This is a genomic window from Nocardioides pocheonensis (assembly GCF_003725535.1).
GTDB classification, from domain to species: domain Bacteria; phylum Actinomycetota; class Actinomycetes; order Propionibacteriales; family Nocardioidaceae; genus Marmoricola; species Marmoricola pocheonensis.
Genome location: NZ_RJSF01000044.1, coordinates 195,304 through 218,832, shown reverse-complemented (window position 1 = coordinate 218,832; position 23,529 = coordinate 195,304). Strand labels below are relative to the sequence as shown.

Genomic DNA, 23,529 nt, shown 5'->3' with positions numbered 1-23,529 from the left:
TGTTTCAACTGATTTCGGTGGTCTCGGCCGGTGGGGCCGTCGTTGCTGCCGCCGGCGTGGTCGCCGGGGTTGGTGCGGGGGTCGGAGCGGGAGCCGTCGACCCGGTTGCCGCAGGGCTGGTCCCTGTGGGGTCGGTCGCCCCGGCGAGCGGTGCCGTACGGCGCTTCGCCGCCGCACGAGGCTTGACCGGAGTCGTGCGCGAGCCGGTCCGGTCGGAGTTCGACCGCTCGGTCTCGATGAGGTCGGTCAGCCAGCGCACCTCGCGCTCGACCGACTCGATCGAGTGGCGGCGCAGCTCGCTCAGGTAGCGGTCGTCCTCGCCGTGCAGGGCGCGGGCGCGGTCGAGCCGCTCCTGGAGCCGCGAGCGGCGGCCCTCGAGGATCCGCAGCCGCACGGTGGCGTCGGTGCGGGAGAAGAACGCGAACCTCATGTTGAAGGTCTCGTCCTCCCAGGCGGCCGGCCCGGCCTCGGTGATCTCCGAGGTGAAGAACTCGATGCCGGCCGGCGTGATCTGGTAGACGATCCGCTGCCGGCGCGAGACGGCGTTCGAGGTGGTCACCTCGGTGATCCAGCCGGCGCGGAGCATCCGCTTGAGCGCCGGGTAGAGCGAGCCGTAGGACAGCAGGCGGGTCCAGCCGAGGAGCAGGTTGAGACGCTTGCGCAGCTCGTAACCGTGCAGAGGGGTCTCCTGGAGGAGACCGAGCACGGCGAGCTCCAGCGTCGCTCCCTTGCGTGGCACGGTGGTGGCTCCTTCCTGCGCCCGGACGCGTCCCTATCAACTCGTCGTATCACCGCAACATATCGCAGCGATATATCGACGTCGAATCCTTTGGGTCGCGTCCGGTGCCGCGAGCCCGCCACTCGTGCGACGCCGCGGCCGCATTCACCGGGCGGCGCGAGGGCTTCGTCACAGGAGCGGGGAATGGACTTCATGGCGGCACGCCGTACCCTCGTGATGTTCTGACCTCAGGTCGACCCCGACTTCCCCTGGAGCCAACCCACGTGAGTGCCAGCACGCCGAGGTCCGGCGCGAGCCGGTCCGACAACGGTCCCCGCAACGGCAACGGCGGGCGGTCCAGGGGGACGACGAGCCGCAAGGCCGCGAAGCCGAAGCTCACCGGCAAGGAGCGGGCCCGCAGGATCGCGAAGTACGGCCTGATCGCCGGGCTCGTCGGGGCGCTGGTGCTCTCGGCGATGTTCTACATCGCCTACCGCGCGACGGACATCCCGGACCCGAACCAGGCCTTCCAGGCGCAGACCACGAACGTCTACTACGCGGGCGGCAAGACGAAGATCGGCCGGTTCGCCACCCAGAACCGCGAGTCGATCCCGCTGGCCGACGTGCCGAAGGTGATGCAGGACGCCGCGGTCGCGGCCGAGGACCGGACGTTCTGGACCAACAAGGGCATCGATCCCAAGGGGATCATCCGGGCCGCGTTCTCCAACGCCAAGGGCGGAGCCACCCAGGGAGCCTCGACGATCACCCAGCAGTACGTGAAGATCCTGTACCTGAGCCAGGAACGCACGATCAGGCGGAAGATCAAGGAAGCGTTCCTGTCGCTGAAGATCCAGCAGCAGCAGTCGAAGTCGCAGATCCTCGAGGGCTACCTCAACACGATCTACTTCGGCCGCGGCGCCTACGGCATCCAGGCGGCCGCGAACGCCTACTTCGGCATCCCCGCCAAGCAGCTCGACGCCTCGCAGAGCGCGATGCTCGCGGCGATCCTGAACTCCCCGAACTACCTGAGCCCCGATCGCAGCGACGCCTCGCGGCAGGCCCTGCAGCAGCGCTACGACTACGTCGTCTCCGGCATGGAGAAGATGGGCAGCCTCTCGGCCTCCGACGCGGCGAAGATCGAGGGCAAGCTGCCCGACACCAAGAAGCAGGCGAGCAGCAACACCTACGCGGGCCAGAAGGGCTTCATGCTCAGCATGGTCAAGCAGGAGCTGCTCCGCCTCGGGTTCACCGACCAGGACATCGACGGTGGCGGCCTGAAGGTGACCACGACCTTCACGAAGAAGGCGATGGACGCGGCCCAGCAGGCGGTCCAGCAGGTCGCCCCGACCGGCGTGAAGGCCCTGCACGCCGCGGTCGCCTCGGTGGACGTGCAGACCGGCGGTGTCCTCGGCTTCTACTCCGGCCAGGACTACCTGAAGAGCCAGATCGACTGGGCGACCACGGCGCTGCCGCCCGGCTCGGCGTTCAAGCCGTTCGCGGTCGCTGCGGGGATCAAGGACGGCTTCAGCCTCAAGGACACCTTCGACGGCAACTCGCCCTACACCTTCCCCGACGGGTCGACGGTGGTGAACGAGGGCGAGGGCACCGGCACGGACTTCGGCGCGAAGGTCAGCCTGACCACGGCGACGGCCAAGTCGATCAACACCGCATTCGTCGACATGACCCAGTCCATGGACAACGGGCCGCAGAAGATCGCGGACATGGCCCAGAAGCTCGGCGTCCCGCCCTTGAAGCCCGAGGAGATCAACGCGCGCATCTCGCTCGGTGGTGCGCCGGTGAGTCCGCTGAACATGGCGAACGCGTACGCCGCCATCGCCGACGGGGGCCTGCACCACAGCACGTTCGTGGTGTCCAAGGTGGTCAAGGCGTCGACCGGCGAGGTGCTCTACACGGCCCCCCGGAAGACTGACCAGGTCCTGGACTCCGACGTCGCCGCGGACACCAGCTACGCGATGCAGCAGGTGGTCAAGACGGGCACCGGCCGCGCCGCGACGGCGCTCGGCCGGCCGGCGGCGGGCAAGACGGGCACCGCGACGAACGACGACAAGCGGGTCATCACCTCGTGGTTCGTCGGGTTCACACCGCAGGTGGCGACCGCGGTCACCTACTCCCACGGCACCGGCTACAAGCCGATCGACGAGGGCTACCTGCCCCGGGGCTACTTCGGCGCCACCTACCCGGCCGAGACCTGGACCGCGGCGATGAAGCTGCTCATGGACGGCGTGCCGGTCGAGGACTTCCCGCCGCCGGCGAACCTCGACGGCAAGGCGCCCTCGAGCGGCCACGACCCGTACACCCCGCCTCCGCCGAAGCCGAAGCCGACCAAGAAGACCTCGTCGGCGGCCCCGACGACCGCCGCGCCGCAGGAGCCGGTGGCCAACGGCGTGTGCGACCCGGCGTACGGCTATCCGCAGGACCCGGACTGCCCGCCGCCGTCGCCCAGCCCGACGCCCACACCGCCCTCGACGAGCCCGCCTCCGATCCTCGGCGGGGGCAAACCGTCGTCCAGCCCCTAGTCCCGCGGTGAGCGGCCATGGTGGAGCACCCGTGGTGAAGGGCCCGTGGTGAGCAGCCCGACCCGCGAGGACCCGGTCGCCGCCGCCCTGAGCGAGGTCGTCGGCGGGCCGGCGGGCGACCACGCCCGCCCGCACCGGTGGTGGACTCCGGTGCGGGTGCTGCTGGCGGTCTTCACGGTGGTCTTCGCCGTGGGCCTGGTGCAGAAGTACCCGTGCGGGGAGACCGACTGGTCGAGCGAGACCGTGCGCTACGGGAAGATGTGCTACTCCGACGTGCCGTACCTCTACACCGATCGAGGGTTCGCGGAGCGGCGCTGGCCCTACGACGGCTCGTTCGGCCGCTACCCGGTCATGGAGTACCCCGTCCTGATCTCCTACCTGGCGTGGGGTGCGTCGAAGATCACCGGGCTGATGCCCTCCGGGCCCTCGCAGGCGGTGCGCGAGGCGACCCCGGTCGCGAGGCTCTGGGGGTTGCCCGGGATGACCCGTGAGGTGAACACCTACTTCCTGGTCACCGCGGTGCTGCTGTTCGTCTGCGGCATCGGCGCGGTGCTGTTCCTCGCCGGCGCGAGCCCCGGTCGGCCGTGGGACGCCATGGCCTTCGCCCTCTCCCCGGTGCTGCTGCTGTCGAGCCTGGTCAACTGGGACCTGCTGGCGGTGCTGTTCACGGCCGGGGCCCTCTGGGCCTGGGCCCGCGGCCGCCCCGTGCTGGCCGGCGTGATGGTCGGCCTCGGGACCGCCGCGAAGCTCTACCCGATGTTCCTGCTCGGTGCCTTCCTCGTGGACGTGCTCTGGACGGGCCGGGGCGAGCGGTCGCGCCGCACGGACCTGTGGATGCGCGCCGTCGCGGGGGGTGTGGTCGCCTGGGTGGTGGTGAACCTCCCCGCGCTGCTCACCGGGGCGTCGGCGTGGAAGGTCTTCTGGTCGTTCAACTCCTCCCGGGGAGCCGATCTCGGGTCGCTCTGGCTGGTCCTCGACCAGCTCGGCGTGCACAGCAGCGCGCACCGGATCAACCTGGTCTCCGGGCTGCTGTTCGCGGTGGCGTGCGCCGCGATCCTCGTGCTCGGCCTCAGCGCCCCGCGCCGACCCCGCGTCGCGCAGGTGGCCTTCCTGGTCGTGGCGGCGTTCCTCCTCGTGAACAAGGTGTACTCGCCGCAGTACGTGCTCTGGCTGCTGCCGCTGGCCGTGCTGGCCCGGCCCCGCTGGCGGGACCTGCTGATCTGGCAGGCCTGCGAGGTCGCCTACTACGCGGCGGTCTGGCTCTACCTCGGTGGCTGGCTGGCGCCCTCGTCGGGCACCAACCCCACGGCGTACCAGCTCGCGATCGTGGTGCGCGTGCTCGGCGAGCTGTACCTGGTCGCGCTGGTCGTGCGCGACCTCTGGTACGGCGAGGTGCTGGACGTGGAGTCAGCTGATCTCGACGGCGTCGAAGGTGGTGGTCGTGAACCGCACCCGGACGTCGACCTCGTCGCCGACCGCGGGCACCTCGGCGCCTGAGGGCAGGAACAGCATCGAGGCCTGCATGTGCGGCGGCTCGGCGAAGTAGCGCGGCTTGCCGGCCACGGTGAACGGCGACCGCGCCAGGCCGAGGGCGTCCAGGCCGCCACGCGCCAGGGTGACCGCGCGCGCCCGGACGCTGCCCTCCCCGGTGGGCGCCTCGAGCCCGATGCCGTGCGCGGTGCCTCCCGAGACGACCAGCAGCGTGCCCGTGCGCGGGAGGACGCGCCCGCGGTAGCCGAACTGCTCGCCGCGCTCGACGGGGTGGGCGTCGAGGACCCGGGCCGTGACGCGCAGGGCGCCGCGGTCGCCGAGCCAGAGCTCGGTGCCGATCCGCGGGCGGAAGGTGAAGTCGGGGTACTGCGCGGCGAGAGCGGCGAGGTCGTCGGCGCGGAGGTGGGACACCCAGACGGTGGCGGCGCGCTCGTCCCGCTCGCCGAGCCCGGCCGCGACGACGTCGGTCATCAGCTCCTCGGCCTCCGCGAGATTGTCCCCGCGGTCGAGCGGCAGGTGGATCGAGACGCCTTCGAGCCGTACGCCGTGCGCCTCAGCGACGGCCTCTCGCAGCCCCCGGGCGGTGAGCCCGTGCCGCTTCATGGAGGTCAGCCGCTCGAGGACGACGCGCGGACGGCCGGGGGCGTCTGACAGCGCGGCGAGGTCGCCGAGCCGCCCGACGGTGTGGATCACCCGCGGGTCAGCGCTGTGCTCCGAGCCGCCGCCCGCCCACGGTCGCCAGGGGGCGAGCACGACGATGTCGCCGTCGAACCGGGTGGCCACGTCGTCGATCTCGGCGTACGTGCCGACCGCGAGGGTGTCGCCGCCGGGGCCGAGCCCGGCCAGCCACGCCGTACGGCGGGCCAAGCGTCCGTTGCCGAAGCCGTAACCGTTGCCCTTCACGACCGGCACCAGGCCCGGCCGCTCCTCGGCCACGTGCCGGAGGTGGGCGCGCCACCGGTCACCGTCGACGTGCAGCACCAGGCTCATCGGCTCACCCTCGCCTCGTGAGGTAGAGCTCGAAGGCCTTGTAGATCGCGCGGTTCAGCGGGAGGTCCCACTCGCCGGCGTACTCGACCGCCTCGCCGCCGGTGCCGACCTTGAACTGGATCAGGCCGACGTGGGAGTCGTCGGTGGTGAGCGTGTCGGTGATGCCGCGCAGGTCGTAGATCGCCGCGCCCGCGGCGATCGCGTCGCGGATCATCTGCCACTGCACCGCGTTGGAGCCGCGGACCTCGCGCTTCTCCGTGGACGAGGCGCCGTAGGAGTACCACGCGTGGGTGCCGACCCGGATCCAGATGGTCGAGGCGACCAGGTCGCCGTCGTGGTGGCCCAGGTAGAGCCGGATCTCGAGCGGCCCGTCCGGGCCTGTGGCGGAGAGCGCGTCGAACATGGTCCGGAAGTAGGCGAGCGGGCGCGGGGTGAAGTGGTCGCGCTCGGCGGTGTGCGCGTAGAGATCGTGGAACGCCGCGAGGTCGTCGGCGAAGCCGCTCGTGGCCGTCGTCGAGACGCTGACGGTCACCCCGGCCTTGGCCGCCTTCTTGATGTTGCGCCGCCAGAGCTGGTTCATCCCCGCGAGCACCTCGTCCTCGGTGCGGGGGCTGCCGTCGGCGTGGGTGAGCGGGATCCAGAAGTTGTACTGGGGCTGCCCGGCGGCGAACCCGCCGACGGCGTGCTGGGCACGCCAGCCGAGCTCGCGCAGCTGCGAGACCACCTTCGCGCCGGCCGGGCTGCGCTCGGTGGGCGGGAGCTCGGTGAGGCTGGTGACGGCGTCGTCGGCGATGCCGTCCTTGACCTGGGCCGCGCTCCAGCGCCGGGTGATCACCGGGGGACCGATCCGGATCCCGAAGGCGCCCTTGGCCTTGAGGTGGACGGCCATCGGCTCGAGCCAGGCGGCGAGGTCGTCGGTGTCCCAGTCGATCACCGGGCCCTCGGGCAGGTAGGCGAGGTAGCGGCGCACCTTGGGCAGCTGGCGGTAGAGGACCAGCGCGACCCCGACCAGCTCGCCGTCGGGCGAGCCGGGCAGCGACCAGCCGAGCGACTCCGCCTTCCACTCCTGCTTGACCTGCGCCCAGGGCGGCGTCTGCAGGAACGAGGCGGAGTCCTGCGCCCTCAGGAACGCCAGGTGCTCCTCGGAGGAGATCGTGCGTACGGCGAGGGGGGTCGTCACGTCGGCGAGCCTAACGGGGCCGGGTGCGCGGCCACCTGCCGGTGGTTGAGGTGCGGTTGCGCGGCAACCGCGTCGAAACCCGGTGAGGCGGCAGGGCCGGCCGGAGGTTTCGAGGTGGTTCCTGAGCCTGCCCGAAGGGCTCGCTGGCGCTCGCACCTCCACCACCGCCCTGCGCGGGTGCTCGCACCTCGACCAGCTGGTGGTTGAGTTGCGGTTGCGCAGCAACCGCCTCGAAACCCGGTGAGGCGGCAGGTCAGAGCCGCTCGCGCAGCCAGTCGAAGTCGGCCCGGTGCTCGTCGGGCCCGCCGGGGGTCTCGCAGATCACCGGGGCGCCGGCCGCGCGGACCACCCCGGCGAGCTGGTCGGGGTCGATCTCGCCGTTGCCGAAGCTGGTGTGCCGGTCGGCACCCGACCCGAACGCGTCGCGGCTGTCGTTGGCGTGCACCAGGTCGATCCGACCGGTGAGCGCACGGATCTGGTCGACCGCGTCGGTCAGGTCGATGCCGCTGGCCCAGGCGTGGCAGGTGTCCAGGCAGAACCCGACCGACTCGTGCCCCTCGGCCTGCGAGATCGCCTCCCAGACCCGGGCGATGCGGTCGAGGTGGCGGGTCATCGCGTTGTCGCCGCCGGCGGTGTTCTCGATCAGCACCGGGACCTTGAGGTCGGTCGCCTCGACCGCCTTGCGCCAGTTGTCGAAGCCCTTGTCCGGGTCGTCGTCCTTGTTCACGTGGCCGCCGTGGACGATCAGGCCCTTCGCGCCGATCTCGGCCGCGGCGTCGACGTGCTGCTGGAGCAGCTTGCGGCTGGGGATCCGGATCCGGTTGTTCGTGGTGGCGACGTTGACGATGTACGGCGCGTGCACGTAGAGGTCGACGCCCGCGGCCTCGGCATCGGCCTTGAGCCCGGCGGCGCCGCCGGCGTACCGGACCTCGGGGCCCTTGTAGCCCTGCGGGTCGCCGAGGAAGAACTGCACGAGCGTGGTGTCGCGCGCCTTCGCCTCGGCGATCGGGTCGTCCTGGGCGACGTGGGCTCCGATGCGGATCGTCGTGCTGCCTGGCGTCATGCGGCCAGCCTAGGAGCGGCGTACGACAACGAGCACCCGGGCCGGACGCCCGGCGACCCTGTGGAGGACGATTTCCCTGCGGGCCGGTGGCGTTGTTACCCTTGCCCGTCGCTCCCCGCTCGGGGAGCTCCTCCTGTCACGGAACGTCCGTGGCCGCTGAGTCCGAAGGAGGTAGGCAGTTTGCGTGCCTACGAACTGATGGTCATCCTCGACCCCGATCTCGAGGAGCGCACCGTCGCCCCGTCCCTCGACACGTACCTCAACGTCGTGCGCACCGATGGTGGCACCGTGGAGAACGTCGACATCTGGGGCCGTCGTCGCCTGGCCTACGAGATCAACAAGAACGCCGAGGGCATCTACGCCGTCGTGACGCTGCAGGCCGAGCCGGCCACCGTCAAGGAGCTCGACCGCCAGCTCACGCTGAACGAGTCGGTGCTTCGCACTAAGGTCATTCGTCCCGACGCTCGCTGACCCGGCGACGCGGCGTACGAGCAGGAGATCCAGGAGGATCAGCATGGCTGGCGAGACCGTCATCACCGTCATCGGCAACCTGACCGGCGACCCGGAGCTCCGGTTCACCCCGTCGGGTGCGGCCGTCGCGAACTTCACGATCGCGTCGACCCCGCGCAACTTCGACCGGCAGACCAACGAGTGGAAGGACGGCGACACGCTGTTCCTCAACTGCTCGATCTGGCGCCAGGCCGCGGAGAACGTCGCCGAGTCCCTGCAGAAGGGGATGCGCGTGGTCGCGCAGGGCCGCCTGAAGGCGCGCTCCTACGAGACCCGTGAGGGCGAGAAGCGCACGGTCATGGAGCTCGACGTCGAAGAGGTCGGACCGAGCCTGAAGTACGCCACGGCCAAGGTCACCCGCGTCACGCGCGGCAGTGGCGGCGGCGGTGGCTTCGGCGGCGGCGACGACCCGTGGGCCAGCCAGCCAGCCGCTCCCCAGGGTGGCGGCCAGGGCGGCGGTGCCCCGCAGGGCGGCGGCCAGGGCGCCTGGGGCGGCCAGCAAGGCGGCGGTGCCCCTCAGGGGGGCGGCGCTCCCCAGGGCGGCCAGGACCCGTGGGCGGTGCCCGGCGGCACCGAAGAGCCTCCGTTCTGACCACCTGATCCACCTGATCCACCAGCACACCAACCAAGCCACCATTCCGGCGTGAGCCGGGCTCACTGAAAGGGAGCACCACAATGGCCAAGGCAGTGATGCGCAAGCCCAAGAAGAAGGTTTGCCAGTTCTGCAAGGACAAGACGTCCTATGTCGACTACAAGGACACGAACCTGCTGCGCAAGTTCATCTCCGACCGCGGCAAGATCCGCGCGCGTCGGGTGACCGGCAACTGCGTGCAGCACCAGCGTGACGTCGCCACGGCGGTCAAGAACGCTCGTGAGGTCGCGCTCCTTCCGTACACGTCCACGGCTCGCTGAGAGAGGAGCAGGAGATGAAGCTGATCCTCACCCAGGAGGTCACCGGTCTCGGTGCGCCCGGCGACGTCGTCGAGGTCAAGGACGGGTACGGCCGCAACTACCTGGTCCCCCGCGGCCTGGCGATCGTCTGGACCCGCGGCGGCGAGAAGACCATCGAGTCGATCAAGAAGGCCCGTGACGCCCGCGCTGTGCGCGACGCCGACCACGCCGCCGAGATCAAGTCCAAGCTCGAGGGCTCGACGTTCCAGGTCAAGGTCCGCGCCGGCGAGGGCGGCCGCCTCTTCGGCGCCGTCACCACCGCCGACATCGCCTCGGCGATCGTCGACGGCGGCGCGGAGGTCGACAAGCGCACGATCGTGGTGGCCAACCCGATCAAGTCGCTCGGCGCCCACACCGTCAAGGTCAAGCTGCACGACGACGTCGAGGCGCAGGTCAGCCTCAACGTGGTGCCCGGCTGACGAATTCGCAACCCAGGTTGTGAAACCGCCGCTTCCCCCACGGAATCCTGTGCGGGAAGCGGCGGTTTCGTGCGTTCACCGGTCCTCGCGCGCCCGCGGGTGGATCTCCAAGGGTCCCGGGCCGCCGAGCCACTCCCGCCGGTGCACCCGGAACAGGTAGTAGATGAAGGCGACGTTGACCAGGCCGATGCCGAGCAGGGTCGGGTCGACCAGGGCGTCCACCCCGCCGCCGTACGCGATCGCGGGCAGCACGACCAGCGCCGCGAACCCCCAGGTGAGCACGCCGAACCGGCCGGCGACGAAGGTGTCCCGCGGCTCCTGCAGCTCCGCGGTGCGGCCGATCGTGCGGGCCAGGGCCAGGCTGAACACCGTCTGCGGGAGCGACAGGAACCACTGCAGCGACACGTCGATGCTGTCGTTGTACTCCGGGACCAGCAGGTGGTTCAGCTGCGGGAACCACAGCGGCACGCTGATCGCGAACGAGACCCAGGCGAGCCAGGTGAGCACGTCGACGTCGAGGTGGGGCCGCAGGCGACGTACGCCGGTGACCACCAGCAGCCACCCGACCGGGTCGGGCAGCGCGTCGTAGAAGGCCCACGCCGGGTGCGGGTGGTGGGGGAAGTTCGCCGGGAGGAACACGATCACCAGCCCCATCGCGATCCTCTGCAGCGGCGACATGGCGACAGCCTAGGGTCGGTCCGGAACGGTCCTTCGGGCCGTGCGCGAAAAAGATCATCGATCCACCGATGAGTCCGCGGTGCCTGTGACGTTCCACCTGTCGAACGGCCGCACCGAGCGGTCGTCGAGCAGAGGAGAGAACGAGATGGACTGGAAGCTCGAAGTGGTCATCGCGCCGGTCTCGGACGTCGAGCGGGCGCGGGAGTTCTACGTGGACAAGCTCGGGTTCCGGCTGGACACCGACTTCGCCCCCAACAAGAGCTTCCGGGTGATCCAGGTGACCCCGCCGGGTTCCGGGTGCTCGATCGTGTTCGGCACCGGCCTCGGGGGTGGCGTCGCGCCGGGTTCGCTCAAGGGTGCGCACCTCGTGGTCGAGGACATCGAGGAGGCGCTCGCGCTGCTGGAGGAGAAGGGCGTCCAGAACAGCGGCCCGGTGCACTTCCTGAACGGCGTGCAGACACCCGGACTCGAGCCGGACCGCGCGGACTACGGCACCTTCGTGTACTTCGACGACCCCGACGGCAACTCCTGGGCGATCCAGGAGATCAAGCAGCACCTGCGGTGACACCGTGACCTCGCTGGTGGAGGAGGACTTCGCGGCCGAGGCCGAGCGCTACCGCCGCGAGCTGCACGTGCACTGCTACCGCATGCTCGCGTCGTACGACGAGGCCGAGGACGCCGTGGGCGACACCTACCTGCGGGCCTGGCGCAGCCGGGAGGGCTTCGAGCCGCCGCACCTGCGCGCCTGGCTCTACCGGATCGCCACGAACGTGTGCATCGACCGGCAGCGCGCCCAGGCGCGCCGGCTCTCCGCGATGCGCTCGTACGCCGAGGTCAGCTGGCTGACGCCGTACCCCGACACCGTGCTCGACGAGCTGCCCGCCACCGAGGAGGGCCCGGACTCGGTGGCGGTGTCGCGGGAGACGATCGAGCTGGCGTTCCTGGCGGCGCTGCAGGTGCTGCCGCCGCGGCAGCGGGCCGCCCTGCTGGCCCGCGAGGTGCTCGGCATGACCGCGGCCGAGACCGCCGCGCTGATCGGGACGACCGTCCCCGCGGCGAACAGCGCGCTGCAGCGGGCGCGGGAGACGATGCGCCGACACCTGCCCTCGCACCGCACCGACTGGCAGGCCCGTCCGGCCAGCGCGGAGGAGAGCGAGCTGCTCGCGGCGTTCATCGACGCCCACGAGCGGTGCGACGCGGCGGCAGCGCTGGCGGTCGCGGCGACCGACCTGCGGGTGACCATGCCGCCGCTGCCGGTGTGCTTCGACGGCCGCGACGCGGTGGCGCCGCTCCTGGAGCGAGCGTTCGGCGAGGAGCGCGAGGGCGACTGGCGGCTGCTCCCGACCGCGCTGAACCGGATGCCGGCAGCGGCCAGCTACCTGCGCCGGCCCGGTGACTCGGCGTTCCGCGCCTTCAAGGTCGACGTGCTGCGGGTGGAGGACGGCGTGATCGCGGAGATCACGACGTTCGGGCCGCAGCCGTTCGGGCTGCTGGGGCTGCCGACGCTGCTGCCGGCGTGAGGATCACGCGCCGAGGCGCATCCAGCGGTCCGTCGCGGCGCGACCGAGCAGCACGGCTCCCCGGCCGCCCATGAACGCCAGCGCGAACGCCACCCAGAGCCAGGTGAGCGTGCCTCCGGCGGAGACCGCGAGCCAGGCCGCCGGGGCGAACACGACGAGCACGAGGAGACCGGCCCAGGCCAGGTAGCGGCCGTCCCCGGCCCCGATGAGGACGCCGTCGAGCACGAAGACGATCCCGGCCAGGGGCTGCGTGATCGCGGCGACGAGGAGCACCGGCACGAGCAGATCGCGCACCCCGGCGTCGTCGGTGAACAGGCCACCGAGCCAGGGAGCGGCTGCGGCCAGCGCAAGTCCCGTCACCACGCCGCTCAGGACGCCCCAGCGCAGCATCCGGGTGGTGATCGCGCGGGTGCGCTCCCGGTCGCCGGCGCCGAGGTGGCGGCCGGTGATCGCCTGCGCGGCGATCGCGATCGCGTCGAGCGCGAAGGCCAGGAAGGTCCACACGGTCATCGCGACCTGCATCGCGGCGAGGTCGGTCGGCCCGAGTGCCGTCGCGGCGTACGTCATCACCAGCAGGCTGGCCCGGAGCGTCAGCGTGCGCAGCAGGAGCGGGACGCCGGCGGACCCCGCGCCCCGGATGCCGGACAGCGAGGGCCGGAGCGGTGCCTCGTGGCGCCGGGCGGCGCGGACCACGACCACGAGGAGCGCGGCGGCGGAGGCGGACTGGGCGAGCACGGTGCCGAGGGCCGAGCCGGCGATGCCGAGGTCGAGGCCGTAGACCAGCCAGAGGTTGAGGCCGACGTTGGCCAGGTTGCCGGCGACCGCGACCACGAGCGGGGTGCGCGTGTCCTGGAGCCCGCGGAGGATCCCGGTGGTGGCGAGCGCCACGAGCAGCGGGACGGCGCCGACGAGCCCGATCCGCAGGTAGGTCTCGGCCTCGTGCGCGACCCCGCTGCCCGGCTTGAAGAGGCCGACCAGCACCGGGGTGAGCGGAATGCCCAGCGCCGTGGTCGCGACGCCGATCACGATCGCCAGCCAGATCCCGTGCAGGCCCTGGGTCAGCGCGGCCCGGAGGTCGCCCGCGCCGATCCGCCGCGCCACCGAGGCCGTGGTGCCGTAGGCGAGGAAGATGCACACGCTGATCAACGTCGACAGCACGGCGCCGGCGATGCCGAGGCCGGCCAGCTGGCGGGTGCCGAGGTGGCCGACGATCGCGGAGTCGGCGAGCAGGAAGAGCGGCTCGGCGACGAGCGCGAGGAACGCCGGTCCGGCCAGCCGGAGGATCTCGCGGTCCTCCTGGCGGATGCGGGCGGCCACGAGAGGCAGGCTAGGCCACCCGTACGACGGTGCGGCCGGACGTGACCAAATGGGCGTCGGGGTCGTTCCCCAGATGCCAGTATCCGGTCCGATCGGGACCGGATCGCCGAGACAGAGAGCAGAGCTCCGTGGCCTCTTCGACCGCACCCAGGTGGACCGTGCCCGACGGCGACCTCCTCGACCGGCTCGTCGAGCTCGCCGACACCGACCCCGGGCGGCTGCTCTACCTCGAGCTGCTCGACGGCGTGCACGAGTCCGCCCGGCTCACCGCCGGCGAGCTCCGCGACCAGGCCGCGGCCCTGGCCGGCACGCTCACCGCGCGTGGCCTGCGGCCCGGCGACGTGGCCCTGCTGATCGCGACCCCGCCGCTGGAGTTCCTGGTCGGCCTGTTCGGCTGCATGTGGGCGGGCGTCATCGCCGCCCCGGTCTCGTTCCCCCGGCGTCCCGAGCACGTGGAGTCGCGCCTGGAGCCGGTGCGCGCCAACGCCGGGGCGGTCGCCGTGGTGGCCGCGACGCCGCAGGGCCAGGCGGAGATCGACGTGCTCGACCTGCTCACCCAGGGCACGGTGCCGGTGATCGCCACCGGCGACCGCAGCGCCGCCGCGCAGCCCGCCCCGGTCGTGGAGCGTGAGGTCGCCTACCTGCAGTACACCTCGGGGTCCACCAGCGAGCCGCGCGGCGTGATCGTCACCCACGCCAACCTGGTCGCCAACCTCGAGGCGTGCCGCGAGCTGGTCGGCGTGGACGAGACGTCGGTGAACGTCTCCTGGTGCCCGCTGACCCACGACATGGGCCTGGTCATGGGGGCGCTGCCGTCGGCGTGGTTCGGCATGCTGTCGGTGCTGATGCCCCCCGGCGCGTTCATCCGCCGCCCGATGACGTGGATGCGGGCGATGTCGGCGTACGGCGGCACGCACGGGTACTCCCCGAACTTCGGCTACGACCTCCTGGTCGACCGGTCGACCGCCGAGGAGCGCGAGTCGCTCGACCTGTCGGGGGTCAAGGCGCTGATCAACGGCGCCGAGCCGGTCCGGCGGCTCACCCGCGACCGGTTCCTCGACGCGTTCGCGGTGGCCGGCGTCCGGCCGGAGGCGCACACCCCGGGCTACGGTCTCGCCGAGGCGACCGTGCTGGTGTCGGCGGCGGCCACGGACGACCCGGGTCGGGTGCTGTGGGTCGACGGGGAGGCGCTCGAGCAGCACCGGGTGGTCTTCCGCGACAAGGGCGATGCCGGCGCCCGCGAGCTGTGCGTCGACGGCCGGCCGTCCGCGCAGTACGACGTGCGCATCGTCGACCCGGCCACCGGCGTCGAGCTGCCGGCCGACGAGGTCGGCGAGCTCTGGCTGCGGGGTCCCAGCGTCAGTCCGGGCTACTGGCGTCGTGAGGAGGCGACCGGCGAGTACTTCGGCGGCCGCCTGGCCGGTGACGACGGCGGGCCCTTCCTGTGCACCGGCGACCTGGCCTTCCTCGACGGCGGCGAGATCGTGGTCTGCGGCCGCGCGAAGGACCTCATCGTGATCCGTGGGCGCAACCTCTACCCGCAGGACATCGAGGTGACCGCGGAGCTCTCGCACGAGGCGGTCCGGCTCGGCGGCAGCGCGGCGTTCGCGGTGGAGGACGAGTCCGGGGAGACCATGGAGACCCTGGTCCTGGTCGCCGAGGTCGACGGCGAGCCGGTCGAGGCGGAGGTCGTGGAGGCGATCAGCCGGGCGGTGCTGCGCGAGTACGAGCTGCGGGTCAGCGACGTGCTGCTGGTGCCGCCGTACACGGTGCCGAAGACCTCGAGCGGCAAGAAGCAGCGCGCCGCCAGCCGCCGGCTCTGGATGGCCAGCCGCGGCCACGACGTCCACCCGGTCGACTGAGCAGAGCCGCCGTCGGCTGACTGTTCGGAGGAGCGCGGCATAGTCCGTTCGGGCCATCCCGAAACAGCCCCTCCGTGCCTGTTGAAAACCCGCCGCATCTGTGGGTAACCGTCGGCGACGACCGATTTGTCGACATGGCAACAGGCGCGTCCCGAATGACGAAACGGTGAACGAAAACCTGCCCGGAAACTTTCCTCCACACCCGGTGGACCGACGAAACCGCAGGTCAGGGGCGTATTCACCCGAATCGGGCCGCGGCCGTCCACAGTGTCCCCAACAGCCTGTGCACACCTTTTGGCAGGTGTTCCACACGACCCACAGGGTTTTCCACAGGGGGGTGTGGACGGCGCGCTTTGCCGGGCGCCGCGCAGGACATAGCCTCGCGCAGTCCGGCCGGGTCGGGCGGCCGGCGGGGCGGGTCCTGCCGGGGTGATGTCGGGGCCCGCCGCTACGGTCGGAACGGCCGCACCGCACGGGAAGGGGAGTCGCCGCGATGAGCATGACGGAGTCCGCCGGGATCGGTCAGACCGAGGGCTTCGGCGACTACCGCGGCGACCCGGGTTTCGAGCACCACGGCTCCCAGGAGCAGTGGTCGGGCCGGATGCCGCCCCAGGACACCGACGCGGAGCAGAGCGTCCTCGGGTCGATGCTGATCTCGAAGGACGCGATCGCCGACGTGCTCGAGGTGACCCGCGCGCAGGACTTCTACCGTCCGGCGCACGAGACCATCTTCGACGCGATCACCGACCTGTACTCCCGGGGCGAGCCGGCCGACCCGGTGACCGTGTCCGCGGAGCTGCAGCGTCGCGGCGACCTGCAGCGGGTCGGGGGAGCGCCGTACCTCCACACGCTCTCGGCGAGCGTGCCGATCGCCGCGAACGCGGGCTACTACGCCGACATCGTGCGCGAGAAGGCGATCCTGCGCCGGCTGGTCGACGCCGGCACCAAGATCGCGCAGATGGGCTACTCCGGCGAGGGCCAGGTCGACGACACCGTCGACCGGGCGCAGGCGGAGATCTACGCGATCACCGAGAAGCGGGCCTCGGAGGACTACGCGCCGCTCAGCGAGATCATGGAGTCCACGCTCGACGAGATCGAGGCGATCTCCAACCGCGGCGCCGGCCTGGTCGGCGTACCCACCGGGTTCGCCGACCTCGACGAGCTGACCAACGGGCTCCATCCGGGCCAGATGGTGATCGTCGCCGGCCGCCCCGGCATGGGCAAGTCCACGCTCGGCCTGGACTTCTGCCGGGCCGCCTCGATCCACAACAACCTGACCAGCGTGATCTTCAGCCTGGAGATGTCCCGCTCGGAGATCACGATGCGGCTGCTCTCCGCGGAGGCGAAGGTGCCGCTGAACCACATCCGCAACGGGCCGATGAGCGACGACGACTGGTCGAAGCTGGCCCGCAAGATGGGCGAGGTCTCGAGCGCGCCGATGTTCATCGACGACAGCCCGAACATGACGATGATGGAGATCCGCGCGAAGGCCCGCCGGCTCAAGCAGCGCCACGACCTCAAGCTGATCGTGATCGACTACCTGCAGCTGATGACCTCGGGCAAGAAGGTCGAGTCCCGCCAGGTCGAGGTCTCGGAGTTCTCCCGGCAGATCAAGCTGCTCGCCAAGGAGCTCGAGGTGCCGATCGTGGCGCTGGCGCAGCTCAACCGTGGCTCCGAGCAGCGTGCGGACAAGAAGCCGATGGTCTCCGACCTGCGTGAGTCCGGCTCGCTGGAGCAGGACGCCGACATCGTCATGCTGGTGCACCGCGAGGACCAGTACGAGAAGGAGTCCGCCCGCCCGGGCGAGGCCGACATCATCGTCGGCAAGCACCGCAACGGCCCCACCCGCGACGTCACGGTCCTCTTCCAGGGCCACTACTCGCGGTTCGTGGACATGGCGCACTGACCTCTCACGGTGCGCCCCTCGGGTGCGTCGGCGCTCAGGCCGCCGGCGCAGCCTCGGGCTCGCGCGCCAGGTGTCGCTCGGCGGCGCGGGCGGCCGGGTGGATGCCGATCGCGGCCAGCAGCACGATCGCGGCGATGACCAGCCACCCCGGCGTGCCCCACTGCATCGCGAGGAACGTGTACGCCGCGGGCGCCCAGACCGTGCCCAGGGTGTAACCGAGCTGGGAGACGCCCTGGTACTCGCCGCGGCGGGCGGGGTCGGAGAGCTCGGCCTGCAGGCCCCAGTCACCGGCGGAGTTGAACAGCTCGGCCCCGGTCACGGTGACGTGGCCGAGCCAGACGAGCACGATGGTCACCCAGCCGACGGTGTCGTGGGTGACCAGCACGATGCCGCAGGACAGCACGAAGAAGAACGCGCCGCGGCGCTGCGCGCGCAGCGAGTCGGCAACGGTGACGACCCCGCGCGCGGCGACCACCTGCAGCAGCACCGCCATCACGGTGTTGGTGCCGAACAGCCAGGCGAGCAGCACCCGGGGCGCGTCGGTCTCCTCCACGAGCCACAGCGGGATCACCACGTTGAGCAGGACCTGGTGGGTGGCGAGCACGCCGTCGAAGACCGACATCAGCACGTAGCCGCGGTTGCGCAGCGCGCTGCCACGGTCATGCGCGTGAGCCGCGACCTCGAGCGGGGAGTCGTGCTCGACGTGGAGGGCGACGCCCGGCAGGCGGGAGACGAGGGCGGCGTTGAGGAGGAGCAGGGCAGCCGTGGCCAGGGGTACGGCGCGGACGGCGTCGTTGCTGTTGGTGGCCAGTGCGACGCCGGCGAGCAAAGCACCCAGGGTGTAGCCGACGTTGCGGGCGGCCCGGAAGTAGGCGTTGGAGGCGACCCGCTCCTCGCGGGGGAAGATGTCGAAACGGTAGGCGTTGCGCGCCGAGCGGCTGGCCGTCGAGACCAGCTCGAGGACCACCAGCATCGCGACGAACGTCGCCATGCTGCCGACCGTCCACCACACCAGGTAGAGCAGCGCCTCGACCAGGGAGGCGAGCGCCCACACCCGCTTGGCGCCGAACCGGTCGCTGAGCTTGCCCAGCGGTACGGCGAGGCAGAAGGTGACCACGCCGGCGATCGACAGCCCGAGGCCGACCTGGGCGGCGGAGAGGCCGACGATCTGGGTGAAGAACACCGCGCTGCCCGTGAGGAAGACCCCGTCGCCGAACGCCGAGAGCACGGACTGGACCGACAGGCGCCGGATCAGGGGGGTGGGGCCGGCGAGGCGCAGCAGCCGAGGCGGCAGGGACGGCGCCATCAGGTCAGGTCCAGGCCCTGGGTGCTCGACGCGGCCGGCGGCGCGGGCTCGGGCACGGCGTACTGGCCGGTGTCCTCCAGCGTCTCCGGCAGCGCGTCGTCGCCCGCGTCGCGATCGACCTGGTCGGCCGGGAAGTGGCGAACCGCGAAACGTTCGGCCAGGCGCACCGACGGGCCGATCGCGACGGTCGCGACCACGATGATCCCGGCGATCGCCAGCCAGCCCTGGTCGCCCCGGGACATCGCGAGGTAGGTGTAGAGCGCGGGCGCCCACATCGACCCGAGCGTGCGGCTGACGTCCTGGACGCCCTGGTACTCCCCGCGCCGGCGCGGGTCCATCAGCTCGGCCTGGAACGACCAGCTCGCTCCCGAGATGAACAGCTCCGCACCGGTGACCGTCACGTGGCCGAGCCACACCAGCAGCACCGTGACCAGGCCGACGGTCGAGTGGGTCACCATCGTGATCAGGCAGGACGCCACGAAGAACGCGGAGGAGATCCGCACGTAGCGGACGGCGTCGCGCAGGTCGCGGACCCCCTTGGAGGTGTACGCCGGCAGGAAGATGCACAGCACCGTGTTGGTGCCGAACAGCCAGGCGAGCAGCACGTGCGGAGCGTCGGTCGCCTCCACCAGCCAGAGCGGGATGACCACGTTGAGCAGCACCTGGTTGGTCCACAGCGTGCCGTTGAAGAAGGTGACCAGCATCCAGCCGGGGTTGCGCAGCGCACCGGGGCCGGGCGGCCGGACGCGCGCCTCGCCGCTCGCCACGCGCAGGTCGTGGGGTGCCTGCGGCAGCCGGGAGATCCACCAGGCGGTGAACGCCATCAGCACAGCCGCGAACCACGGCGTCCAGCGCACGACCGTGAGGTTGTCGAAGGCCAGCGCCACCCCGCCCAGGATCGCGCCGAAGGTGAAGCCGACGTTGAGCGCGGAGTACATGTAGGCCTGGGTGTCGATCCGCTCCTCGGTCGGCAGCGCGTCGAGCACGTAGGACTGGTAGCTGGAGTGGCCGGAGGAGGCCGCGAGCGCGAACAGCAGCCCGACCACCAGGTACTCACCGAAGCTCCCGACGAACGGCAGCGCCAGGAAGCAGGCCGCCCGCCCCCACGTCGCCAGCGACCAGACCCGCTTCGGCCCGAACCGGTCGACGAACCGGCCCGCCGGGTAGGCCATCAGGAACTCCGCCACCCCGGTGATGGTCAGCGCCAGGCCCACGCGGGCGGCGGACATCCCGACCACCTGGGTCAGGAACACCGCGCTGCCGGTGTTGAACGCACCCTCGCCGGTGGAGAACAGCATCGACTGGGTCGCGAGCCGGCGCGACATCGGCGTGGGTGGGATCAGGCGGCGGAAGAAGCCCCGCCGCGTGCCCGAGAGGGTGGTGGTCATCGCGGCCATTCTCGGCCGTGGCGGTCGTCACTGTCTGCCGGTTTTCCGCCGGTCGGCGCCTCCCGAGAACGGGCTTGACCTTGACGCAGCGTCAACCCTGCACGCTGGCGTCATGAGCAACCACACCACTGCGATCGAGGTCACCGGGTTGACCAAGTCGTACGCCGACCACGCCGTCCTGCGCGGCATCGACCTGACCGTGCCGACCGGGACCGTCTACGCGCTGCTCGGCCCCAACGGCGCCGGGAAGACCACGATGGTGCGCATCCTCTCGACGCTGACCGCCGCCGACGCGGGCGACGCCGCGGTCGCCGGCCACGACGTCCGCCGCGACGCCGACGGGGTCCGGCGCGCCATCGGCGTGACCGGCCAGTTCTCGGCGATCGACGAGCTGCTGACCGGTCGGGAGAACCTGCGCCTGATGGCCGACCTCGCCCACCTCGGCAAGCCGGAGGGGCGGGCGCGGGTCGACGAGCTGCTGGACCGCTTCGACCTGGTCGACGCGGCCGACCGTCGGGCCGCGACGTACTCGGGGGGCATGAAGCGCCGGCTGGACCTCGCGATGACGCTGGTCAGCCGGCCGCGGCTGATCTTCCTCGACGAGCCGACGACCGGGCTCGACCCGCGCAGCCGCCGCAGCGTGTGGGAGATGGTCCGAGAGCTGCTCGCCGACGGCGTGACGATCTTCCTCACCACGCAGTACCTCGAGGAGGCCGACCAGCTGGCCGACCGGGTCGGGCTCCTCGACGAGGGCCGCCTGGTCGCCGAGGGCACGCCCGCGGAGCTCAAGGCGCTCGCCGGTGGCGAGACCCTCGACGACGTGTTCCTCGCCCTCACCGGGCACCCCGCCACCCCCGCGTCCGACGACGCGACCGCCGACGACGAGCTGGAGGAGATCCGATGAGCACGACGACCCCCACGATCACGACCGCCCTGTCCGACGGGGTCCGTGACTCCGCCACGATGCTGGGCCGCAACCTGCGGCACATGGTGCGCTACCCGTCCCTGACCCTGATGCTGATCGGGCAGCCGATCCTGTTCCTGCTGCTGTTCGTGTACGTCTTCGGAGGCACCATGGGCGCCGGCCTGCCCGGCGGGTCGGGCGACGTGGGCGCCGGACAGGGACGGGCCGACTACCTGGCCTACATCGCGCCGGCGATCCTGATCATGACGGTCGCGTCGGTCGCGCTCAGCACGGCGATCTACATCGCCAAGGACGCCACCGAGGGGATCATCGACCGGTTCCGGACGATGCCGATCGCCAAGGCCTCGGTGCTCACCGGGCACGTGCTCGCCGCGCTGCTGCAGACCGCCGCCGCGGTGGTCGCCGTGCTGGCCGTCACCCTGCTGCTCGGCTACCGCCCCGGCGCCGGCGTGACCGGGTGGCTCGGAGCGGTCGGCGTGCTGCTGCTCTTGGCGATCGCGCTGACCTGGCTCTGCCTGGCCCTCGGCCTCGCTGCGGGCAGCGTGGAGACCGCGAGCAACAGCCCGATGTTCCTGATGATCATGCCGTTCATCTCCAGCGGGTTCGTCCCCACCGACTCGATGCCCTCCGGACTGGCCTGGATCGCGGAGAACCAGCCGTTCACGCCGGTCATCGACACGCTGCGCGCCTGCCTGGCGGGCACGTCGCCGGGCTCGGCCGGCTGGTGGGCGGCCGGGTGGTGCCTGCTGATCGCGGGCGCGTCGTACGCGTGGGCACGTCGCCTGTTCGCGGCGACTCGGGCAGGCTGAGGCCGTGCTGACGATCGGCCAGCTGGCGGCGTACGCCGGCGTCACGACCCGTGCCGTGCGGCACTACCACCAGATCGGGTTGCTGCCCGAGCCGGAGCGTGACGCCGCCGGCTACCGCAGCTACACCGGCCCCGACGTCGTCCGGCTGATCCGGATCAGGACCCTCGCCGAGGCGGGGGTGCCGCTCGCGCGGGTGCAGGAGCTCCTCGCGGCGGACGAGGAGGGGTTCACCCGGGCGGTGGCCGACATCGACCAGCGGCTGCGCGCCGAGATCCGCCAGCTCCAGGAGCACCGGCGCCGGATCGCCCGCCTCGCCGCGGGCGACAGCCTCGCCCTGCCTGAGTCGGTGACCGCCTACCTCGACCGGATGCGCGCGATGGGCGTCCACGAGCTGATGGTGCAGATGGAGCGGGACGCCTGGATCCTCATCGCCGCGCAGATGCCCGAGCGCATCGAGGAGTTCATGGTCGACAAGCAGGGCCAGCTCGACGACCCGCTGATGGTGCGGCTGTTCCGGCTGCTCGGCGACCTGATCAGCGGCGAGGACGAGAGCGAGGCCCGGCTCGAGGAGACCGCCGACCTCGTGGTCGAGATGGCCGAGCAGGCGGCCGCCCGGGGCGAGCTCGACCGGCAGGACGACGCCCTGCCGGACGGCTCCTTCGCCGACTTGCTGGACACCCTGGTGCTGACCGCCGGCCCGCGGATGGTGCGGCTGCGTGACCGGCTGCTGGAGCTGATGGTCGAGCGCGGGTGGAGCGGCCTGGTGAAGATGGAGCGGGTCGAGCGGCGCGCCCGAGCGGGCAGCGAGGCAGGCAGCTAGGCCGGTACCCCGACGCGCAGCTCGGCCGCTGCTGCCCGGCCCCGCAGCGGTCGGGTCACCTGCCGCACCACGCACGCCGGTGGCTCCGGCGCGCTCGGCACCACCGATCTCCGGTAGGCGCTGGGGGGCATGCCGACCAGCTCGGTGAAGCGGGTGCTGAACGTGCCGAGCGAGGAGCAGCCGACGGTGAAGCAGACGTCGGTGACCGACAGGTCGCCGCGGCGCAGCAGGGCCATGGCGCGCTCGATCCGGCGGGTCATCAGGTAGGAGTACGGCGACTCGCCGTACGCGAGGCGGAACTGGCGGCTCAGGTGCCCGGCGGAGACGTGGACGCCGCGCGCCAGTGCCTCGACGTCCAGCGGCTGGGCGTACTCGCGGTCGATCCGGTCGCGCACCCGGCGCAGCCGGGCCAGGTCGTCCAGGCGGTGGGCGTCGGCCAGGGCGCGGCCCCACGAGGGACGGCACATCAGGCGGCCCCGTCGGCGACCTCGTGGGCGGCCGGCTCCCAGGTGAACCCGTCCGGGTCGGCGAACGGCGCCGTCGTGCTCTCGGCACGGATCACCAGCCGGTGCGAGCCGGACCCGTCCGGCGCCACGCCGGCGTCCTTGGCGAGGGCGCGACGCCGGTAGAGCGCGAGCGTGGGCGTGCCCGGGGCGGCTTCGAACTCGACGTACCGGCTGCCGAAGCTCTTCCCGACGGCGAAGCCGTGGTCGAGGTGGAACCGCTTGGTCGCAGCCACGTCGGCCACTCCGAGGAGCAGCACCACCGACTCGATTCGGCCGGTGGCCGGACCGGTGTCCTTCCGGGCCGACGTCGCGACCTTCCAGATGGTCCCGTCGGGGGCCTGCACGACGCCGCCGTGCCCCCACAGCGACTTCGTGGCCGGCTTGAGCACGGTGGCACCGGCCGCGGCTGCGGCGTCGACGAGCCGGCGGACGTCGGCGGGCTGGGAGACCAGGAGCGAGAGCGTGAAGCCTCGGAACCCGGACGTGGGTGCCTTCGATGCGCGGAGGTCCAGGGAGCCACCGAGGTCGAAGGCGTCGGCGTAGAAGCGCTCGGCGGCGGCGAGGTCGTCGACCTCGAGGACCAGTGACGTGAGTGAGTTCATGGCAGCGACGCTACGGACGCCGCCGGGGCCG

Annotated in this window: 23 protein-coding genes; 13 read left to right on the top strand and 10 right to left on the bottom strand. The window is 71.7% G+C overall.

Translation table 11 applies throughout. The features are described 5' to 3' along the window. Positions 1–4: 4 nt before the first annotated feature. On the bottom strand, positions 5–739 hold the full coding sequence (locus EFL26_RS18260; RefSeq protein WP_123224333.1) for a PadR family transcriptional regulator: 735 nt from the start codon (positions 737–739) through the stop codon (positions 5–7). Between the two features lie 263 nt (positions 740–1,002). Between EFL26_RS18260 and EFL26_RS18255 the strand changes: the two genes are divergently transcribed. Continuing rightward, the gene (locus EFL26_RS18255) at positions 1,003–3,255 is read left to right on the top strand and encodes a transglycosylase domain-containing protein (RefSeq protein WP_123224332.1); all 2,253 of its coding nucleotides are present in this window, start codon (positions 1,003–1,005) and stop codon (positions 3,253–3,255) included. 48 nt (positions 3,256–3,303) lie between these two features. Further along, positions 3,304–4,752 (top strand): glycosyltransferase family 87 protein, encoded by a 1,449-nt coding sequence (locus tag EFL26_RS18250; protein ID WP_246000264.1) that lies wholly within the window; start codon positions 3,304–3,306, stop codon positions 4,750–4,752. On the opposite strand, the gene EFL26_RS18245 is transcribed toward EFL26_RS18250, so the two are convergent. The 3 genes from EFL26_RS18245 to EFL26_RS18235 form a co-directional block, all read right to left on the bottom strand. Then, positions 4,663–5,736, bottom strand: a complete 1,074-nt coding sequence (locus tag EFL26_RS18245) for an alanine racemase (protein ID WP_123224330.1) — start codon at positions 5,734–5,736, stop codon at positions 4,663–4,665. The two genes, EFL26_RS18250 and EFL26_RS18245, sit on opposite strands and share 90 nt — an antisense overlap. A gap of 4 nt (positions 5,737–5,740) precedes the next feature. Further along, a complete protein-coding gene (locus tag EFL26_RS18240) occupies positions 5,741–6,916 on the bottom strand; it encodes a lipid II:glycine glycyltransferase FemX (protein WP_123224329.1) in 1,176 nt (391 codons plus the stop codon). Between the two features lie 253 nt (positions 6,917–7,169). Then, on the bottom strand, positions 7,170–7,979 hold the full coding sequence (locus EFL26_RS18235) for a deoxyribonuclease IV (RefSeq protein ID WP_123224328.1): 810 nt from the start codon (positions 7,977–7,979) through the stop codon (positions 7,170–7,172). A 180-nt stretch (positions 7,980–8,159) separates the two neighbouring features. Between EFL26_RS18235 and rpsF the strand changes: the two genes are divergently transcribed. The 4 genes from rpsF (at position 8,160) to rplI (ending at position 9,859) form a co-directional block, all read left to right on the top strand. Continuing rightward, positions 8,160–8,450 carry a 30S ribosomal protein S6 gene (gene rpsF, locus EFL26_RS18230; protein WP_123224327.1) on the top strand — a complete coding sequence of 97 codons (291 nt, stop codon included), beginning with the start codon at positions 8,160–8,162 and terminating at the stop codon, positions 8,448–8,450. 43 nt (positions 8,451–8,493) lie between these two features. Further along, on the top strand, positions 8,494–9,081 hold the full coding sequence (locus EFL26_RS18225; protein ID WP_123224326.1) for a single-stranded DNA-binding protein: 588 nt from the start codon (positions 8,494–8,496) through the stop codon (positions 9,079–9,081). A gap of 83 nt (positions 9,082–9,164) precedes the next feature. Continuing rightward, positions 9,165–9,401 carry a 30S ribosomal protein S18 gene (gene rpsR / locus EFL26_RS18220; protein ID WP_123224325.1) on the top strand — a complete coding sequence of 79 codons (237 nt, stop codon included), beginning with the start codon at positions 9,165–9,167 and terminating at the stop codon, positions 9,399–9,401. 14 nt (positions 9,402–9,415) lie between these two features. Then, a complete protein-coding gene (gene rplI, locus EFL26_RS18215) occupies positions 9,416–9,859 on the top strand; it encodes a 50S ribosomal protein L9 (protein WP_123224324.1) in 444 nt (147 codons plus the stop codon). Positions 9,860–9,934: 75 nt separating this feature from the next. Here the strand turns inward: rplI and EFL26_RS18210 are convergent, their stop codons facing one another. Next, positions 9,935–10,537, bottom strand: coding sequence for a hypothetical protein (locus EFL26_RS18210; RefSeq protein ID WP_123224323.1), 603 nt, complete (start codon positions 10,535–10,537; stop codon positions 9,935–9,937). A 145-nt stretch (positions 10,538–10,682) separates the two neighbouring features. Here EFL26_RS18210 and EFL26_RS18205 point away from each other — a divergent pair, with 145 nt between their 5' ends. Further along, complete coding sequence (locus EFL26_RS18205; protein ID WP_123224566.1) at positions 10,683–11,102, top strand: VOC family protein; 420 nt, start codon at positions 10,683–10,685, stop codon at positions 11,100–11,102. Positions 11,103–11,106: 4 nt separating this feature from the next. Next, positions 11,107–12,057 carry an RNA polymerase subunit sigma-70 gene (locus EFL26_RS18200; RefSeq protein ID WP_246000263.1) on the top strand — a complete coding sequence of 317 codons (951 nt, stop codon included), beginning with the start codon at positions 11,107–11,109 and terminating at the stop codon, positions 12,055–12,057. 3 nt (positions 12,058–12,060) lie between these two features. Here the strand turns inward: EFL26_RS18200 and EFL26_RS18195 are convergent, their stop codons facing one another. Continuing rightward, positions 12,061–13,374: an MATE family efflux transporter gene (locus EFL26_RS18195; RefSeq protein WP_246000262.1), complete on the bottom strand. Its 1,314-nt coding sequence runs from the start codon at positions 13,372–13,374 to the stop codon at positions 12,061–12,063. 128 nt (positions 13,375–13,502) lie between these two features. On the opposite strand from EFL26_RS18195, the gene EFL26_RS18190 reads away from it, so the two are divergent. Together EFL26_RS18190 and dnaB are read left to right on the top strand one after the other, a co-directional pair. After that, positions 13,503–15,236, top strand: a complete 1,734-nt coding sequence (locus EFL26_RS18190; protein WP_183408250.1) for a fatty acyl-AMP ligase — start codon at positions 13,503–13,505, stop codon at positions 15,234–15,236. A 493-nt stretch (positions 15,237–15,729) separates the two neighbouring features. Beyond that, positions 15,730–17,142: a replicative DNA helicase gene (dnaB, locus tag EFL26_RS18185; RefSeq protein WP_123224321.1), complete on the top strand. Its 1,413-nt coding sequence runs from the start codon at positions 15,730–15,732 to the stop codon at positions 17,140–17,142. A 34-nt stretch (positions 17,143–17,176) separates the two neighbouring features. Here the strand turns inward: dnaB and EFL26_RS18180 are convergent, their stop codons facing one another. Together EFL26_RS18180 and EFL26_RS18175 are read right to left on the bottom strand one after the other, a co-directional pair. Continuing rightward, a complete protein-coding gene (locus tag EFL26_RS18180) occupies positions 17,177–18,448 on the bottom strand; it encodes an MFS transporter (protein ID WP_123224320.1) in 1,272 nt (423 codons plus the stop codon). Next, positions 18,448–19,836: an MFS transporter gene (locus EFL26_RS18175; protein WP_123224563.1), complete on the bottom strand. Its 1,389-nt coding sequence runs from the start codon at positions 19,834–19,836 to the stop codon at positions 18,448–18,450. The genes EFL26_RS18180 and EFL26_RS18175 overlap by 1 nt, the downstream gene beginning before the upstream one ends. 112 nt (positions 19,837–19,948) lie before the next feature. Here EFL26_RS18175 and EFL26_RS18170 point away from each other — a divergent pair, with 112 nt between their 5' ends. The 3 genes from EFL26_RS18170 to EFL26_RS18160 are packed head-to-tail and all read left to right on the top strand — an operon-like array spanning position 19,949 to position 22,390. Continuing rightward, positions 19,949–20,740 (top strand): ABC transporter ATP-binding protein, encoded by a 792-nt coding sequence (locus tag EFL26_RS18170; protein WP_123224319.1) that lies wholly within the window; start codon positions 19,949–19,951, stop codon positions 20,738–20,740. Beyond that, positions 20,737–21,570: an ABC transporter permease gene (locus EFL26_RS18165; RefSeq protein WP_123224318.1), complete on the top strand. Its 834-nt coding sequence runs from the start codon at positions 20,737–20,739 to the stop codon at positions 21,568–21,570. Before EFL26_RS18170 ends, EFL26_RS18165 begins: the two co-directional genes overlap by 4 nt. A 4-nt stretch (positions 21,571–21,574) precedes the next feature. Beyond that, positions 21,575–22,390, top strand: coding sequence for a MerR family transcriptional regulator (locus EFL26_RS18160; protein WP_123224317.1), 816 nt, complete (start codon positions 21,575–21,577; stop codon positions 22,388–22,390). On the opposite strand, the gene EFL26_RS18155 is transcribed toward EFL26_RS18160, so the two are convergent. Continuing rightward, the gene (locus EFL26_RS18155) at positions 22,387–22,857 is read right to left on the bottom strand and encodes a helix-turn-helix transcriptional regulator (RefSeq protein WP_123224316.1); all 471 of its coding nucleotides are present in this window, start codon (positions 22,855–22,857) and stop codon (positions 22,387–22,389) included. The genes EFL26_RS18160 and EFL26_RS18155 overlap by 4 nt on opposite strands. Next, positions 22,857–23,498, bottom strand: a complete 642-nt coding sequence (locus EFL26_RS18150) for a VOC family protein (RefSeq protein WP_123224315.1) — start codon at positions 23,496–23,498, stop codon at positions 22,857–22,859. The genes EFL26_RS18155 and EFL26_RS18150 overlap by 1 nt, the downstream gene beginning before the upstream one ends. Between the last annotated feature and the right edge of the window lie 31 nt (positions 23,499–23,529).

Excerpts from the sequence above, each read along its gene's own strand:
- EFL26_RS18245 (WP_123224330.1), bottom strand. The coding sequence starts at position 5,736 with ATGAGCCTGGTGCTGCACGTCGACGGTGACCGGTGGCGCGCCCACCTC.
- EFL26_RS18235 (WP_123224328.1), bottom strand. The coding sequence starts at position 7,979 with ATGACGCCAGGCAGCACGACGATCCGCATCGGAGCCCACGTCGCCCAG.
- EFL26_RS18225 (WP_123224326.1), top strand. The coding sequence starts at position 8,494 with ATGGCTGGCGAGACCGTCATCACCGTCATCGGCAACCTGACCGGCGAC.
- rpsR (WP_123224325.1), top strand. The coding sequence starts at position 9,165 with ATGGCCAAGGCAGTGATGCGCAAGCCCAAGAAGAAGGTTTGCCAGTTC.
- rplI (WP_123224324.1), top strand. The coding sequence starts at position 9,416 with ATGAAGCTGATCCTCACCCAGGAGGTCACCGGTCTCGGTGCGCCCGGC.
- EFL26_RS18210 (WP_123224323.1), bottom strand. The coding sequence starts at position 10,537 with ATGTCGCCGCTGCAGAGGATCGCGATGGGGCTGGTGATCGTGTTCCTC.
- EFL26_RS18205 (WP_123224566.1), top strand. The coding sequence starts at position 10,683 with ATGGACTGGAAGCTCGAAGTGGTCATCGCGCCGGTCTCGGACGTCGAG.
- dnaB (WP_123224321.1), top strand. The coding sequence starts at position 15,730 with ATGAGCATGACGGAGTCCGCCGGGATCGGTCAGACCGAGGGCTTCGGC.
- EFL26_RS18180 (WP_123224320.1), bottom strand. The coding sequence starts at position 18,448 with ATGGCGCCGTCCCTGCCGCCTCGGCTGCTGCGCCTCGCCGGCCCCACC.
- EFL26_RS18175 (WP_123224563.1), bottom strand. The coding sequence starts at position 19,836 with ATGACCACCACCCTCTCGGGCACGCGGCGGGGCTTCTTCCGCCGCCTG.
- EFL26_RS18170 (WP_123224319.1), top strand. The coding sequence starts at position 19,949 with ATGAGCAACCACACCACTGCGATCGAGGTCACCGGGTTGACCAAGTCG.
- EFL26_RS18165 (WP_123224318.1), top strand. The coding sequence starts at position 20,737 with ATGAGCACGACGACCCCCACGATCACGACCGCCCTGTCCGACGGGGTC.
- EFL26_RS18155 (WP_123224316.1), bottom strand. The coding sequence starts at position 22,857 with ATGTGCCGTCCCTCGTGGGGCCGCGCCCTGGCCGACGCCCACCGCCTG.
- EFL26_RS18150 (WP_123224315.1), bottom strand. The coding sequence starts at position 23,498 with ATGAACTCACTCACGTCACTGGTCCTCGAGGTCGACGACCTCGCCGCC.